13 protein-coding genes are annotated in these 15,649 nt (G+C 43.2%); 5 read left to right on the top strand and 8 right to left on the bottom strand.

The window, feature by feature from the left end:
- Positions 1-9: 9 nt before the first annotated feature.
- On the bottom strand, positions 10-1,461 hold the full coding sequence (locus BLW31_RS06475; protein WP_050544932.1) for a DUF3078 domain-containing protein: 1,452 nt from the start codon (positions 1,459-1,461) through the stop codon (positions 10-12).
- A 185-nt stretch (positions 1,462-1,646) separates the two neighbouring features.
- Here BLW31_RS06475 and pyrG point away from each other — a divergent pair, with 185 nt between their 5' ends.
- From pyrG to dpp5, 4 genes are all read left to right on the top strand, one after another.
- Positions 1,647-3,260, top strand: coding sequence for a CTP synthase (pyrG, locus tag BLW31_RS06470; protein ID WP_010538377.1), 1,614 nt, complete (start codon positions 1,647-1,649; stop codon positions 3,258-3,260).
- A 62-nt stretch (positions 3,261-3,322) separates the two neighbouring features.
- Positions 3,323-5,179 carry a membrane protein insertase YidC gene (yidC, locus tag BLW31_RS06465; RefSeq protein ID WP_010538378.1) on the top strand — a complete coding sequence of 619 codons (1,857 nt, stop codon included), beginning with the start codon at positions 3,323-3,325 and terminating at the stop codon, positions 5,177-5,179.
- Positions 5,180-5,264: 85 nt separating this feature from the next.
- Positions 5,265-6,596 (top strand): multidrug efflux MATE transporter BexA, encoded by a 1,332-nt coding sequence (gene bexA, locus BLW31_RS06460; RefSeq protein WP_010538379.1) that lies wholly within the window; start codon positions 5,265-5,267, stop codon positions 6,594-6,596.
- Between the two features lie 46 nt (positions 6,597-6,642).
- On the top strand, positions 6,643-8,742 hold the full coding sequence (gene dpp5 / locus BLW31_RS06455; RefSeq protein WP_029425594.1) for a dipeptidyl-peptidase Dpp5: 2,100 nt from the start codon (positions 6,643-6,645) through the stop codon (positions 8,740-8,742).
- 104 nt (positions 8,743-8,846) lie between these two features.
- Here the strand turns inward: dpp5 and BLW31_RS06450 are convergent, their stop codons facing one another.
- From BLW31_RS06450 to BLW31_RS06430, 5 genes are all read right to left on the bottom strand, one after another.
- A complete protein-coding gene (locus tag BLW31_RS06450) occupies positions 8,847-9,506 on the bottom strand; it encodes a hypothetical protein (RefSeq protein WP_010538381.1) in 660 nt (219 codons plus the stop codon).
- Positions 9,507-9,610: 104 nt separating this feature from the next.
- Positions 9,611-10,120: a flavin reductase family protein gene (locus BLW31_RS06445; RefSeq protein WP_010538382.1), complete on the bottom strand. Its 510-nt coding sequence runs from the start codon at positions 10,118-10,120 to the stop codon at positions 9,611-9,613.
- Between the two features lie 20 nt (positions 10,121-10,140).
- On the bottom strand, positions 10,141-11,139 hold the full coding sequence (locus BLW31_RS06440; protein WP_010538383.1) for an MBL fold metallo-hydrolase: 999 nt from the start codon (positions 11,137-11,139) through the stop codon (positions 10,141-10,143).
- A 153-nt stretch (positions 11,140-11,292) separates the two neighbouring features.
- Positions 11,293-12,387 (bottom strand): PspC domain-containing protein, encoded by a 1,095-nt coding sequence (locus BLW31_RS06435; RefSeq protein WP_010538384.1) that lies wholly within the window; start codon positions 12,385-12,387, stop codon positions 11,293-11,295.
- 21 nt (positions 12,388-12,408) lie between these two features.
- Positions 12,409-12,735: a PadR family transcriptional regulator gene (locus BLW31_RS06430; protein ID WP_010538385.1), complete on the bottom strand. Its 327-nt coding sequence runs from the start codon at positions 12,733-12,735 to the stop codon at positions 12,409-12,411.
- A gap of 168 nt (positions 12,736-12,903) precedes the next feature.
- On the opposite strand from BLW31_RS06430, the gene BLW31_RS06425 reads away from it, so the two are divergent.
- A complete protein-coding gene (locus BLW31_RS06425; protein ID WP_010538386.1) occupies positions 12,904-13,401 on the top strand; it encodes a GNAT family N-acetyltransferase in 498 nt (165 codons plus the stop codon).
- A gap of 91 nt (positions 13,402-13,492) precedes the next feature.
- On the opposite strand, the gene BLW31_RS06420 is transcribed toward BLW31_RS06425, so the two are convergent.
- Both BLW31_RS06420 and ybaK read right to left on the bottom strand, forming a co-directional pair.
- Positions 13,493-15,010: a peptide MFS transporter gene (locus BLW31_RS06420; protein ID WP_010538387.1), complete on the bottom strand. Its 1,518-nt coding sequence runs from the start codon at positions 15,008-15,010 to the stop codon at positions 13,493-13,495.
- A 75-nt stretch (positions 15,011-15,085) separates the two neighbouring features.
- On the bottom strand, positions 15,086-15,565 hold the full coding sequence (gene ybaK / locus BLW31_RS06415) for a Cys-tRNA(Pro) deacylase (RefSeq protein ID WP_010538388.1): 480 nt from the start codon (positions 15,563-15,565) through the stop codon (positions 15,086-15,088).
- Between the last annotated feature and the right edge of the window lie 84 nt (positions 15,566-15,649).

The raw sequence follows: 15,649 nt of genomic DNA, 5'->3' as shown, positions 1-15,649 counted from the left end.
AATAGAATATTACCAATTATAGTTGATACCGAAACTCAGTAATTCCTTCAACTGAAAGAAACTGCCATTTTCAACGGTTGGTTTTGAGCTGTCGTCGAAACGGGCATGTATGTAAAGTTTAGTAGAAAGATAACGGTTCAAAACAAAGTTGAACGTGTTCTCCCACTCTACACGTACCCATTCGTAGTTGGTCAGATAGTTCAGACGGGAGTCCAGTGAAATAGCCGAAATGATTTTCCAGTTGAACGTTGACTGCAACTGAGAACCAAAGTCATTTTTAGAGCATTTGCCTTTCTCCAGACCGAATTTGGTTTCGTTTACTTCCGCGTTATCAATGTATCGCAAGTTATAGGTCAGTGGACCGATAAAAACTGAAAGATTGAATTTCTTCTTATTCAGTTTGTAGTCCATACCGATACTGACTGCCAAATCTGCCGGAGACAGGAATGCGGAAACAAGTTCTTCGCTGTTGGCTTTGTAGCCGTGACAGAACTGGGTCTTAAACTCAGAAGAAATAGTATAATACCAGTTTTTCAACGCCCGCAATCCTAACTTATTGTAAAGACGGAACTGGTCGGTATTGATCAGATAATCATGAAATTTATCCGACGGAGTAGACGTCATGCCCAATTTTGCCTCCAACTGATTTTCGAAAAGGACTTTCTCATTATCATTGTAATTGGCATAAAGCTGCAAGGTAGCCAGACCGGCGAAGTTGCTTTCACCTCCTTTGTACCAGTTGTCCGAAAGGTGGTTCTGGCTGATCTGCAAAGAACCGTTACCTCCGGTAACCCACCAGTTGGGGCGATTGATCTTCATACTTGCCTTCCCCACATTGTTGCTCATTTCTTCCGGCTGGAAAAGATGGATGACAGTTGCCTTCGGAGAAATCTTCGGTTTCACGTCACGGCGGAAGACGTCACGGCTCATGATCCGGTTTTCAGTAGTGACAACCAGTTCCGGATGATTGAGATAAAGATCCATCAATGCTTTATTGACCGACTCATTGGCACGTGCAGACCTTGTGTATGCCAAAGTATCATATGGAAGAAGTTCCGCTGTCAACCTGGACAGTTGATCAGGCAGAGAATCAAATCGCACCGGTTTCCAGTCCACTTTCGAATACTGCGCCATCGGAGCATAATAATAGGCCAGTGGAGTAAACAGACGAAAATAATTGGGATCGGACGGAATGTAACGCGGCGGTACAGACGGGTCATTCAGATAGTCCAACTGGCCGATATACTTATTATATAAGATAGATACGGTATCCAGTTTAGGAATTTCGCCGGACATATTCAATTTAAGCATTAAATACTTCTGAAGTTCTGACGAAAGTGTGTCTGCCTTCACAATCTTCGCTTCAGCCACTACTGTAGAAGGTTGGGTGGTGGTCTGTGCTGAAAGCGATAAAGATAAAGTTGAAGTAAAAACTACGAATGATAATAACTCTCTTCTCATAATATTCCTAATTTGGTGCAAATCTACATTATTTTGTTTAGAAAACATAGTATTCCTTCAAAATTGCATTTTTTAATAAAATTGTAGAGGGGAAAGTCTGCATTCTTCCTCTTTTTTTTATAATTTTGCGCTTTTTAAGTTCGTAAGAAACTACTAAAGTAAAAACAATTAAAACAGTTATAGCTGTGGGAGAAACAAAGTATATTTTCGTCACCGGTGGTGTTGCCTCTTCTTTAGGAAAAGGGATCATCTCATCGTCCATCGGTAAATTGCTGCAAGCAAGAGGTTATAATGTAACCATCCAAAAGTTTGACCCGTACATCAACATCGACCCGGGAACATTGAACCCGTATGAGCATGGAGAATGCTATGTTACCGTAGACGGACATGAAGCCGATCTCGACTTGGGACATTACGAACGTTTCCTGGGTATACAGACAACGAAGGCCAATAACATCACTACGGGACGTATCTACAAAAGTGTTATTGACAAAGAACGCCGCGGAGATTATCTGGGTAAGACTATTCAGGTGATTCCTCATATCACGGACGAAATCAAACGGAACGTGAAATTGCTCGGTAACAAATACAAATTCGATTTTGTAATTACCGAAATCGGTGGTACGGTAGGTGATATCGAATCACTCCCCTATCTCGAAAGTATCCGCCAGTTGAAATGGGAATTGGGCAAAAACGCTTTATGTGTACACTTGACCTATGTTCCTTATCTTGCCGCTGCCGGAGAGCTGAAAACGAAACCGACACAGCACTCTGTCAAGGAACTCCAGAGCGTAGGTATCCAGCCGGACGTATTGGTGCTCCGTGCCGAACACCCGCTGAGCGATGGACTTCGCAAGAAAGTGGCTCAATTCTGCAATGTGGACGATAAGGCTGTCGTACAGTCTATCGACGCAGAAACGATCTATGAAGTACCTCTTCTGATGCAGGCACAGGGACTGGACAGCACGATTCTCGAAAAGATGGGGCTGCCGGTAGGAGAAACTCCGGGACTCGGTCCGTGGCGTAAATTCCTGGAACGCCGTCATGCTGCTGAAACGAAAGAACCTATTAATATCGCACTGGTAGGAAAATATGACTTGCAGGATGCTTACAAGTCTATTCGCGAAGCATTGTCACAAGCAGGTACTTACAACGACCGCAAAGTGGAAGTTCACTTTGTAAACAGTGAAAAGCTGACAGATGAAAACGTAGCCGAAGCACTGAAAGGCATGGCAGGCGTAATGATTGGCCCGGGATTCGGTCAACGTGGTATCGACGGCAAGTTTGTTGCCATCAAATACACACGTACACATGATATTCCGACCTTCGGTATCTGTCTGGGTATGCAATGTATCGCTATCGAATTTGCCCGCAACGTGCTGGGATATGCCGACGCCGACTCGCGTGAAATGGATGAAAAGACTCCGCACAACGTGATCGACATCATGGAAGAACAGAAAGCGATTACGAATATGGGTGGTACAATGCGTCTGGGCGCTTACGAATGTGTACTTCAGAAAGGCTCGAAAGCATTTCAGGCTTATGGCGAAGAACATATCCAGGAACGTCACCGCCACCGCTATGAGTTCAACAATGACTATAAGGCCCGATACGAAGCTGCCGGCATGAAATGCGTGGGTATCAACCCCGAATCGGATCTGGTAGAAATCGTGGAAATCCCGGCATTGAAATGGTTTATCGGTACACAATTCCATCCGGAATACAGCAGTACGGTATTGAACCCGCACCCGTTGTTTGTGGCTTTCGTGAAGGCAGCCATCGAGAACGAGAAGAATTGATAATTGACAGTTGACAATTGACAATTTATTATTCAAAAATTTATAATTCATAATTAATAGGAATGGATAAAAACACCATTACAGGTCTCGTTTTAATAGGTATATTATTGGTAGGATTCAGTTTTCTGAGCCGTCCGAGCGAGGAACAGATAGCTGCACAGAAGAAATACTACGATTCTATTGCCGTGGTGCAACAGCAGCAGGAAGCGCTGAAAGCAAAAACAGAAGCCGCACTCGCCAACGAAAACAAAAGCGCAGCGGTTGCAGCAGATTCCTCTGCCCTGTTCTTCAACGCGATGCATGGAACCGACTCTAAAGTCAGCATCCAGAACGACGTAGCGGAAATAACTTTCACTACGAAAGGCGGACGGGTTTATTCGGCAATGCTGAAAGAATACAAAGGACAGGACAAGACAACTCCTGTCGTACTGTTCGACGGCGATGACGCTACCATGAGTTTCAACTTCTACAACAAGCAAGGAGCCATCCAGACGAAGGATTATTACTTCGAGGCTGTCAACAAGACAGACAGCAGCGTCACCATGCGCCTGGCTGCGGACAATGCCAGCTACATAGATTTTATCTATACGCTGAAACCCAACAGCTACCTGATGAACTTTGAAATCAAAGCTACAGGTATGGAAGGCAAACTGGCCAGTACGGAATATGTAGACATTGACTGGACACAGCGCGCACGCCAGCTCGAAAAGGGATTCACTTACGAAAACCGCCTTTCAGAGCTGACTTATAAAGTAAAAGGTGACAATGTAGATAACCTGTCGGCAGCCAAGGATGACGAAAAGGAGCTGGGTAATACAGCGATCGACTGGATTGCATTCAAAAACCAATTCTTCTCTTCTGTATTCATCGCAGATCAGGATTTCAACAAGGTTTCCGTGAAGTCAAGAATGGAACAGCAAGGAAGCGGATACATCAAAGATTACTCTGCCGAAATGAGTACTTTCTTTGATCCGAGCGGCAAACAACCGACGGAAATGTATTTCTACTTTGGCCCGAACCACTATAAGACACTGAAGGCACTGGACAAAGGACGTGCAGAGAAATGGGAACTGAACAGACTGGTCTATCTGGGCTGGCCGCTGATTCGCTGGATCAACCAGTTTATCACGATCAACGTATTCGACTGGCTGTCAGGCTGGGGCTTGAGCATGGGTATCGTACTGTTGATTCTGACGATTATGGTGAAGGTGCTGGTTTACCCTGCTACCTGGAAAACATACATGTCTTCTGCCAAGATGCGTGTACTGAAACCGAAAATCGACGAGATCAACAAGAAATATCCGAAGCAGGAAGATGCGATGAAGAAACAACAGGAGGTGATGAGCCTTTACAGCCAGTACGGTGTAAGCCCGATGGGCGGCTGTCTGCCGATGTTGTTGCAGTTTCCGATTTTGATGGCATTGTTCATGTTTGTACCGAGCGCTATCGAATTGCGTCAGCAGAGTTTCTTGTGGGCGGATGACTTGTCTACTTACGACGCGTTCATCACGTTCCCGTTCCATATTCCGTTCCTGGGCAACCATCTCAGCTTGTTCTGCCTGCTGATGACGGTAACCAACATCCTGAACACCAAATATACGATGACAATGCAGGATACAGGAGCGCAACCGCAAATGGCGGCGATGAAATGGATGATGTATCTGATGCCGATCATGTTCTTGTTCGTACTGAACGATTATCCGTCGGGATTGAACTATTACTATTTCGTGTCAACACTGATTAGTGTAGGAACCATGATTTTGTTGCGTAAGACTACGGACGAAACAAAATTGCTGGCTATTCTGGAAGCTAAGAAGAAAGACCCGAAACAAATGAAAAAGACCGGATTTGCTGCACGACTGGAAGCTATGCAAAAGCAACAGGAATTATTACAGCAGCAAAAACAGAATAAACGATAAGAAATTATCGGAAAATATATTCTGAGAAAGCCGGGCAACCGAATGGGGTTTGTCCGGCTTTCTTTCTCTAAAAAACAAACTTAATATGAAGACAAAATATACTTATAAACAAATCTGGACGATCGCCTACCCTATTCTGATCAGTCTGATCATGGAGCAAATGATCGGTATGACGGATACCGCATTCCTCGGACGCGTCGGGGAAATAGAATTAGGGGCATCTGCCATCGCAGGTGTATATTATCTGGCTATCTTCATGATGGCCTTCGGATTCAGTATCGGAGCACAAATCCTGATTGCCCGTCGTAACGGGGAAGGGAACTACAAGGAAATCGGGCCGATTTTCTATCAGGGCGTCTATTTTCTTCTGGCTATTGCCGCAGTCTTATTTACACTTTCGATTGTCTTTTCACCGCTTATCCTGAAAAATATCATTTCGTCCCACCACATTTATGATGCAGCCGAAAGCTATATCCACTGGCGGGTTTACGGGTTCTTCTTCTCCTTTGTCGGAGTGATGTTCCGTGCTTTCTTTGTCGGCACGACACAGACTAAGACACTGACGCTGAACTCCGTCGTAATGGTATTGTCGAATGTGGTATTCAACTACATCCTGATTTTCGGTAAATTCGGTTTCCCGCAGTTGGGTATCGCCGGTGCAGCTATCGGTTCTTCACTGGCCGAATTAGTTTCCGCCATCTTCTTTATCATTTATACATGGAAACGGATCGACTGCAAGAAGTATGCGCTGAATATTCTGCCTAAATTCCAGAGCCGGACTCTCAAGCGGATTCTCAACGTTTCCGTATGGACAATGATTCAGAATTTCGTATCTCTGTCCACTTGGTTTATGTTCTTCCTGTTTGTAGAGCATTTGGGAGAGCGTTCGCTGGCTATCGCCAACATCATCCGGAATGTATCGGGAATTCCATTCATGGTGGCCATGGCTTTTGCCGCTACGTGCGGTTCACTGGTCAGCAACCTGATTGGTGCGGGAGAGAAAGACTGTGTACGGGGAACGATCAACCAGCATATCCGCATCGGATATGTGTTCGTACTGCCTATATTGGTGTTCTTCTGCTTGTTCCCGGACCTGATTTTGCGCATTTACACGGACATGCCCGATTTAAGGGCAGCCTCCATACCTTCGCTATGGGTGCTTTGTTCAGCCTATCTGTTATTGGTGCCGGCCAACGTTTATTTCCAGTCAGTATCGGGAACAGGAAATACCCGCACGGCACTGGCCATGGAACTCTGTGTACTGGCAATTTATGTAGCTTACGCCACATACTTTATTCTTTACTTGAAAATGGATATCGCATTCGCCTGGACAACGGAACATGTATATGGTATTTTTATCCTTCTCTTCTGCTACTGGTATATGAAGAAAGGAAACTGGCAGAAAAAGAAGATTTAAATTCTTTTTTCATTATCTTCGCAAGAAAATAAACATTTTATAAAATATGAGACAAGCAAATCTATTTATGATGTCGGCAGCAATGTTGTTAGCTGCCTGCGGCGGAACAAAAGACGCAGGCAAAACGGATCAGGTGCTTATCGAAAAATCCGATATTAAGATCGAAGGGAAGCGCATGACGCCTGAAGCTCTTTGGGCAATGGGACGTATCGGAGGATTGGCGGTATCGCCCGACGGAAAGAAAATTGCGTATACGGTAGCATACTACAGTGTACCGGAAAACAAGAGTAATCGCGAAGTATTCGTCATGAACGCGGACGGCAGCGACAACCGGCAGATCACCCGCACTCCTTATCAGGAAAATGAAGTGACCTGGATCAAAGGAGGAACGAAGCTGGCTTTCCTGAGCAACGACAACGGAAGCAGCCAGCTGTATGAAATGAACCCGGACGGTAGCGGTCGCAAACAACTGACCAACTACGACGGAGACATTGAAGGTTATTCAATCTCACCGGACGGCAAGAAACTACTGTTTATATCGCAAGTGAAAACCAAAGAAAGTACTGCCGACAAGCATCCGGATCTGCCGAAAGCTACCGGTATTATCATCACCGATCTGATGTATAAACACTGGGATGAGTGGGTGACCACTGCACCACATCCTTTTGTGGCCGATTTTGACGGCAACGGTATTTCCAATATCGTAGATATACTGGAAGGAGAACCATACGAAAGTCCGATGAAGCCTTGGGGCGGTATTGAACAACTGGCATGGAATGTGACTTCGGACAAAGTGGCTTATACCTGTCGTAAAAAAACGGGGCTGGAATATGCGATTTCTACCAATTCGGATATTTATGTGTATGATCTGAATACAAAGAAAACGGATAATATCACCGAAGAAAACAAGGGATATGACACCAACCCGCAATATTCTCCGGATGGCAAGTATATTGCATGGCAAAGCATGGAGCGTGACGGTTACGAAGCTGATCTGAACCGCTTGTTTATCATGAATCTGGAAACCGGTGAGAAACGTTTTGTCAGCAAGGCATTTGAGTCTAATGTAGATGCGTTTATCTGGGGAAATGATGCCAAGACAATCTATTTTACAGGTGTGTGGCATGGAGAAACTCAGATTTACTCTCTTGACCTGACAAATGACTCTGTGAAAGCGATCACTTCGGGAATGTATGATTACGAAGGGGTAGCGCTCTTTGGCGACAAACTAATTGCCAAACGTCATTCTATGAGCATGGGCGACGAAATCTATGCCGTAGCACTGGATGGTTCTGCTACTCAATTGACGCAGGAGAATAAGCAGATCTATGATCAGTTGGAAATGGGCAAGGTAGAAGGTCGCTGGATGAAAACGACGGATGGCAAGGATATGCTGACATGGGTAATCTATCCTCCCCAGTTCGATCCGAATAAGAAATATCCGACACTATTGTTCTGCGAAGGTGGCCCTCAGAGTCCGGTAAGCCAGTTCTGGTCTTATCGTTGGAATTTCCAGATTATGGCTGCCAACGACTATATCATTGTAGCCCCGAACCGTCGCGGACTGCCGGGATTCGGAGTGGAATGGAATGAACAGATTAGCGGTGATTATGGCGGTCAGTGTATGAAAGACTACTTCACTGCTATCGATGAGATGGCTAAAGAATCGTATGTAGATAAAGACCGTCTGGGATGTGTTGGCGCTAGTTTCGGAGGATTCTCCGTATATTGGTTAGCCGGTCATCATGACAAACGCTTCAAAGCCTTTATCGCTCACGACGGAATCTTCAATATGGAAATGCAATATCTGGAAACAGAAGAAAAATGGTTTGCCAACTGGGATATGGGTGGCGCATACTGGGAAAAACAAAATCCGGTAGCACAGCGCACTTTCGCCAACTCCCCTCACCTATTCGTAGATAAATGGGATACTCCGATTCTCTGTATTCATGGAGAGAAAGATTTCCGTATTCTGGCTAATCAGGCTATGGCTGCATTTGATGCCGCTGTAATACGTGGTGTACCTGCCGAGTTACTGATTTATCCGGACGAGAACCATTGGGTACTGAAACCGCAGAATGGTGTCTTGTGGCAACGCACTTTCTTTGAGTGGCTGGATAAATGGCTGAAATCAAACAAGCAATAGTTTAAACAAAGATCATTCTAAAAATGATCATTAAATAAAATGTCCTATATGCAGCTTTCATTAGTCAGCATATAGGACATTCTTATTGTAACTATTATCTGAAATTATTCTATCTCATAATTTACATAATTTACAGACGACTTATCAGTAACATCAGACAAAGTCTTACGTAAACTATTAAACTGTATCCCTGTCCATTTACCTTTCAATGGATATTTTTTATCAGTATTTAAATCTCTTAGAGTTATATAAAAAGTTAATGTACATTTATATCCGCAGTCATGCCTCGTTATTTCATAAATAGAATAGGGTGGAACTGTATAGCTGATACGTTCAACGGAACGGTCTCCATTTTCTACAGCTTGTTGACGTCCAAAAATCAATGGAGTTTCTACTCCACCACTATAAAAAAGTTTTCCTTTGGTATCTACGATAGGTACACTAATCTTTAAATCCTCCAAGTTTTCAACTTTATTTGGCAATACGCCATCCGTTAATACAAATAAAGAATAATCCTTATACCTTTCTTCCGATTTATACTCCATTGGAAGAGGTGTGCTCTTATTATTCTCAACATGTTGTAGTACTTGCACCTCTCCTTCTATCCACTCTACCACATCCGTTTCCTCCTGCACAAACTTATAGGAAACGACCTCTAATATCGCCGGAGCATTGGATGGAGAAGAAGACACTTCATCCGAATCACTACTACAAGCTGCGAGTGCAGCGCAGATACCTGCAAGAAAGAACATTTTTGTTTTCATAACGCTTAGTTTTAGTTGTGTTACAATAGTTTAGTTTAGGGCAAATGTATAATATTTATATCACTTGTCAAAGTTTTACCGATAAAAAATAAAAAAAGGGAGAATTAATCTCCCTCCCAAATATTTTCAATTTCTACTATATACATCTTATGGAAACCTCCATGAGCACCGCCATACCATTTTTCTATAGATTCCTTATCGAGGAAGCAATCCGGTTTAATATTGTCCGCATAAAGTTTTTTGCATTCCAAAATCAGGCGGGCTTGTTCAAAAAACACATTGCCCTGTTCTGTAAATACAGGTTTCAGTCCGGTTGCTTTCACTTTGTCCATATCACGACCGGATTTTGAGCCACAAATTGCATGGACCTTTTTGTTGGCTTCTCCCAAAAAGGAAAGCGTCAGATAATCACTTTTCTCTATAAACTCGTATGTATATCGTTCGGGACGAATAAAAACAAAAGCAACAGGCTTATTCCAAAGCCACCCAATACCACCCCAACTGGCTGTCATTGTATTGAATTTCTCTTTTGTACCGGCAGTAACCAACATCCATTCTTTACCAATCGCCTCAAAGAAATTTTCTTTCAGGTCTTTTACTTCTAACTTCTTCATCTCTTTAGTTCGTTTTATAATTACTTTCTTTTACTCAGTTTTACGATTTCTCCCAGATAAGGGATTTCCACACGGATCTTTCTTTTTTTTGCTTCTGCTGCAAATACTTTAGGCGGATCATGCAAAGGTTCGTCTGATAAATCAAATGTACCATAATGCATCGGAATGGTAATTCCTGCCCGCATCTCTTCGGAGGCAGTCAGTGATTCATAAGGAGAGATATGATTGGGACGCATGAACCAGCGGGGTTTATACGCGCCGATACCCAGCAAAGCATAATCCGGAGCTCCGAACAGTTCCGGGATTTCCCGGAAATGGCTAGAATATCCTGTATCTCCACTATAATAAAGAGAGACACCATGTCCCTGCAACATGAAAGCGCCCCACAACCGCTGCCCTCCGTCACGCACGGAACGTTTGCTCCAGTGCTGTGCCGGCAAAAACGTTATTTTCAGTTCTTCATCTTCCAGTTGCTGATACCAGCCGGCCTCAATCACCTTCATTTCCGGAAACCAACTTTGTATCAATTCTCCGGTTCCCAACCCACAAAACAGTTTCATTTGCGGATTGTTATTCAGCAGACGGGTTATGCTCTGTTTATCCAGATGGTCAAAATGATCATGACTAATGAGCAGGTAATCAATTCCTGTAAAAATGTCGGGATTGGCAGGAAATTCACTTTGTCTCTTCACAAAAGGGATGCTCCCGAAAACCGGATCGAACATGATTCTTTTACCTGCCAGCTGAAGAAAAAAGGAATTATGCCCCAACCATATTAAAGAATCTCCCACCACAGCATCCAGCGAACGAAGATAGCAGACTTTGGGGTCCCACTTCACTGTCTTCTTTTCTTTCCGCTGAGGATTGGGAGACAGACGCCATTTCAGCACACTTCCCATACCGGGGCGGAAACGGTGTTGCCTGTTAAAAAAACGTCCGCGCACCATCGGATTTCCTCTCCAATAAGGATTGACGGTAGCCAAACGTTCGTTTCGCCTGAAACATATATGTTCACCCATTTTCTTTATCTATTGAATAAGCTATTACAAACTTAATTAAAAATCTCGATTTAGAAAGAAAGACAAACAAAAAATGTACCCCGGACACACTATCGGGGTACATTTCTCAGAAAAAGAATAAATATTATTCTTTTTTAATAGAACAATCTTACATTAAAAGCAGTGCAGGCCATACAACGGCAACTGCCATCCGAGAGCTGACAAATTAATAATTACGATGACAAGCCCCAGTACCCACAGGATAAACAGAGACCATTTCAGACCGGTTCCCATCGGTGACCAATGGAACAACTGACGAAAAATGGTATACAGGAAGGCTCCTAACGGAATAGCTATCAAGGCAATTCCTGAGATGGTACCCAGCAATGTCATTATAGGAGATACGGTGGCTATAGGAGTCCAGTCGATAGCCGGAAGCATCTCATAAAGTATAGCTCCTCCGCCAATGAGTGCAGCAATCACCACAAACACCAACGCCACTATCAACACCGCTAGCACGAACAATATCGGGCAGCAAATAATGATAAGGGCAATCAGGAATATCTTGAGAATAATGGCAGCTATCGTCACAAATACATCGCCTACTTTCTGTAGAAAGGTGCGTGGCTTATCTGAGTTCACAAAGTTATTCACTCCGTCGGCAACCCGTTCAAAACCGTCTGTCACCGTTTTACCTATATTCTCAATGGTCACCGCTTCCCCACGCATGCTCAGTTTTTCGGCTGCCGTACGTGCTTCGGGAATGATAATCCATCCTATAATATAAAGAATAATCATCGGACAATAAGGAACGAACAACAGGACAATCATCAAGATGCGTACCAGCGTTATATCCCAGTCAAAATAAGCGGCCAGCCCCGAAGCCACACCTCCCAGCAGTTTATTATCCGGATCACGGAACAAGCGACGGGTAGTGGCAGTCCGTGTATATCCCTGACCGGCAGAAGCAGCCTGCTCCTTTTTACGAGGTTCAGATTCGTCGTCAGATACACCAAAGTCCTCCGGCTTGCCTACCCGGGCTATGATTTCCTCTACATCGGCAAGGGTAATGACTTGCTTCCCTGCAGACACTTTCTCGGCAAACAACTCGGCAATACGAATCTCGATATCATTCACAATCTCTTCCGCTCCCTCCTGTTTGCGAAAATAATGTTTCAGGTTGGCCAGATAGTTGTCCAACAGACGGTAGGCATCATCATCTATATGATAGACAGTTCCTCCTAAATTTACAGTCAATGTTTTTTTCATTATTATTTCTTCTTTATCGAATTATCTACTAGCAATATGATTCACTGTTTCATTCAGCTCCTTCCAGGACAGCTCTAGCTCGCCTAAAAAGGCTTCTCCTTTTTCTGTAAGCTTATAGTACTTACGAGGTGGACCTTGCGTGGATTCTACCCATTCATAACTCAACAAATCGTCATTCTTCAAACGTGTCAGCAATGGATATAAGGTACCCTCCACCACAATCAGCTGCGCCTCTTTCAACTTCTGAATAATGTCAGAAGCATAGGCCGGCTCTTTGTGAAGTAAAAGCATGATACAATACTCTAACATGCCTTTTCTCATCTGAGATTTTACATTGTCTACATTCATTGTTCTTTTTCTTTTTGACAGAACAAATATATGCATTACTTTAGTACCTTGCATTGCAAAGTACTATAATTTAATAATAATTAAACCATTAAGAAGTTACCACCTTATTATAAAAAGAAATAATCGCTATATTTGCAACTCAAAAAAACCACAAAAAAGAAAATACATATGTTTACTATTCGAAAAGCAACCACAGATGATTGCGGACTGATCAACCAAATGGCGGGTGAAGTATTTCCCGCTACTTATAAAGAGATCTTATCTCCCGAACAACTGGATTATATGATGGACTGGATGTACTCTCCCGAAAATATCCGGAAACAAATGGAAGAAGAAGGCCATGTTTATTTTATCGCGTATGAAGAGTGCGAGCCCTGCGGCTACGTCTCTGTACAACAACAGGAAGAAAATGTATTCCATCTTCAGAAAATTTATGTTCTCCCCTATTTTCAAGGCGCGCACTGCGGCAGCTTTTTATTCAGAGAAGCTATCAAATATATAAAGGAAGTACATCCGGAACCTTGCTTAATGGAGCTGAATGTGAACCGTGACAATAAAGCTTTACTGTTTTATGAACGGATGGGAATGAGAAAGTTGCGGGAAGGAGATTTTCCGATTGGCAACGGATATTACATGAATGACTATATCATGGGACTGGATATCTGAAAAATAAAGCTATATACAAAATGCCCCGGAACATGGATTGAATGACAATATCCGTTCCGGGGCATTCGTTTTATGTATTACTGACGCAAGCTTATTTCGCTACGCGTTCCAGCCATTTCAGCATGAAAATCATTGTAAACATTGAAATAGTACAAGCTACAACAAATACAGTCCATGTCATCCAGATAGGAATTGATTCGTATAGGATAGCACCGATCACCAGCAGCTGATTACCAAGCGCAGTTGCACCTAGCCATCCTCCCTGCATGATACCCTGGTATTTCGGAGGAGCCACTTTAGACACAAACGAAATTCCCAACGGGGAAATGTACAACTCAGCTACCGTCAGAATCAGATAAGTCAGCATCAACAGGAACGGAGTCACTTTCACCGGTGAAGTACCTACAGCAATAATATCCTTGTGCAAAGGTAGATTGGCAAAATAAGAGCCGACAGCCATTACGATAAAGGCTAATGCCGCAATACCCATACCAATCGCAATCTTTTTAGGAGTAGAAGGTTCTTTTCCACGTCTGCGCTGACTGGCAAAGATTGCCATGATCACAGGAGTCAGGAAGACAACGAAGAATGGATTCAGTGATTGGAACAACTCTGCAGAAATAGGCATGCCAAACAAATTGAGGTCAGTGTATTCTTTTGCAAAGTAAGTCAATGTCAAACCGTTCTGGTGGAAAGAGAACCAGAAGAAGATAACGACTCCGAATACTGCAAAGAGAGCGTACATACGTTGTTTTACTTCCTGAATACTCATTTCTACAGTAGCAGACGAAGAGGAGGAAGAAGCAGCTGCCTTCTTGCTGGGATCCGGGAAGTTTCTCTTATTCAGCAAATAGATCGTCAAAGAAATGACCATCGCGATGATAGCCACTCCAAACGCATAATGGAAACCTGTGGTAAAGACATTCAAATAATCAGATGAAAATGCTGTATAATCCTGTACCGGAACACTGGAGGCTTTCTCTACCAATGTATGATATGTTTCGGTAGCTTCGGGTGACAGCGTACCAGCCAAATGACCATGACATAATGCAGGAAGATCGGCATCATAATTGTAACCGAAAGTAGATAACCACCAGTTACGTACACCTACCGCTGCAAACGGAGCAAAAATGGCACCGATATTAATGAACATATAGAATAAGGAGAAACCGGAATCACGCATACTTGCATATTGGGGATTATCATACATCTGCCCTACCAGAGCCTGCAGATTTCCTTTAAATAATCCGTTACCAAATGCAATCACAAACAAACTGGCACAGGTGATCACCAGATAAAAGGTCTGATTGTCTACCGGAGTCTTAGATGGAATAGCCAGCAACAGGTACCCCACTGCCATCAGCACGATTCCCGTGAAAATAGTTCCTTTGTAGTTTCGTGTCTTATCGGCAATAATACCTCCGACCAAAGCAAGAATGTAAATGGAGAAATAAAAAGTTGAATAAATAAATCCTGCTTCTTTTCCATTCATTCCAAACTTAGCTTGCAGGAAAAGCACGAGGATTGCCATCATTGTATAGAAGCCGAAGCGTTCACCTAGATTGGCTAAAGCGGCTGCTATCAGTCCTTTAGGGTGTTTGTCAAACATAGATATAAATTTATTAATTAATGATTGATAATTTTTCTAATGACATATATTCTGCAAATATATACTTTTTTGGATTTATTCCTCAAATAAACGGCAAATTTCTGCCCTCGATTCACGGATTAAATCATCCGGTGCAAGCTTTATCTGAAGCCCCCGTACACCGGCACTTACATAAATATACGGAAAATGCAGGCAAGTGTCATGAATATAAGTAGGAAAATGCTTCTTCATTCCAATGGGCGAACAACCTCCCCGGATATATCCCGTCAGCGGAAGAAGTTCCTTCACGGGTATGAGATCGCACTTTTTATTGCCGGAAGCCTTTGCCGCCAGTTTCAAATCAACTTCGTGTTCACCCGGGATGACGCAAACAAAATAGCCGCTTTTGTCACCGTGAAGAACAAGTGTCTTAAATACCTGCTCTATATTTTCGCCTAAATTGGCTGCTACATGAATAGCACTCAGATCATTTTCGTCCACCTCATAAGGAATCAATTCATAAGCTATTTTAGCTTTATCCAGCAAACGCGCCGCATTCGTCTTATTGATCTTCATTTTGTTGTTTCTTTTATTAATCTTGTATGCAATATATACTAAAGAATATGATAAATGCCGACTTATCGGACAAAAGCCCATAAG

The sequence above is a fragment of the Bacteroides faecis MAJ27 genome (genome assembly GCF_900106755.1).
Lineage (GTDB): Bacteria > Bacteroidota > Bacteroidia > Bacteroidales > Bacteroidaceae > Bacteroides > Bacteroides faecis.
This window is presented reverse-complemented; position numbering and strand designations above follow the sequence as displayed.

Coding starts and splice junctions, on each gene's coding strand:
- BLW31_RS06475 (WP_050544932.1), bottom strand. CDS start 1,461: ATGAGAAGAGAGTTATTATCATTCGTAGTTTTTACTTCAACTTTATCT.
- yidC (WP_010538378.1), top strand. CDS start 3,323: ATGGATAAAAACACCATTACAGGTCTCGTTTTAATAGGTATATTATTG.
- bexA (WP_010538379.1), top strand. CDS start 5,265: ATGAAGACAAAATATACTTATAAACAAATCTGGACGATCGCCTACCCT.
- dpp5 (WP_029425594.1), top strand. CDS start 6,643: ATGAGACAAGCAAATCTATTTATGATGTCGGCAGCAATGTTGTTAGCT.
- BLW31_RS06450 (WP_010538381.1), bottom strand. CDS start 9,506: ATGAAAACAAAAATGTTCTTTCTTGCAGGTATCTGCGCTGCACTCGCA.
- BLW31_RS06445 (WP_010538382.1), bottom strand. CDS start 10,120: ATGAAGAAGTTAGAAGTAAAAGACCTGAAAGAAAATTTCTTTGAGGCG.
- BLW31_RS06440 (WP_010538383.1), bottom strand. CDS start 11,139: ATGGGTGAACATATATGTTTCAGGCGAAACGAACGTTTGGCTACCGTC.
- BLW31_RS06435 (WP_010538384.1), bottom strand. CDS start 12,387: ATGAAAAAAACATTGACTGTAAATTTAGGAGGAACTGTCTATCATATA.
- BLW31_RS06430 (WP_010538385.1), bottom strand. CDS start 12,735: ATGAATGTAGACAATGTAAAATCTCAGATGAGAAAAGGCATGTTAGAG.
- BLW31_RS06425 (WP_010538386.1), top strand. CDS start 12,904: ATGTTTACTATTCGAAAAGCAACCACAGATGATTGCGGACTGATCAAC.
- BLW31_RS06420 (WP_010538387.1), bottom strand. CDS start 15,010: ATGTTTGACAAACACCCTAAAGGACTGATAGCAGCCGCTTTAGCCAAT.
- ybaK (WP_010538388.1), bottom strand. CDS start 15,565: ATGAAGATCAATAAGACGAATGCGGCGCGTTTGCTGGATAAAGCTAAA.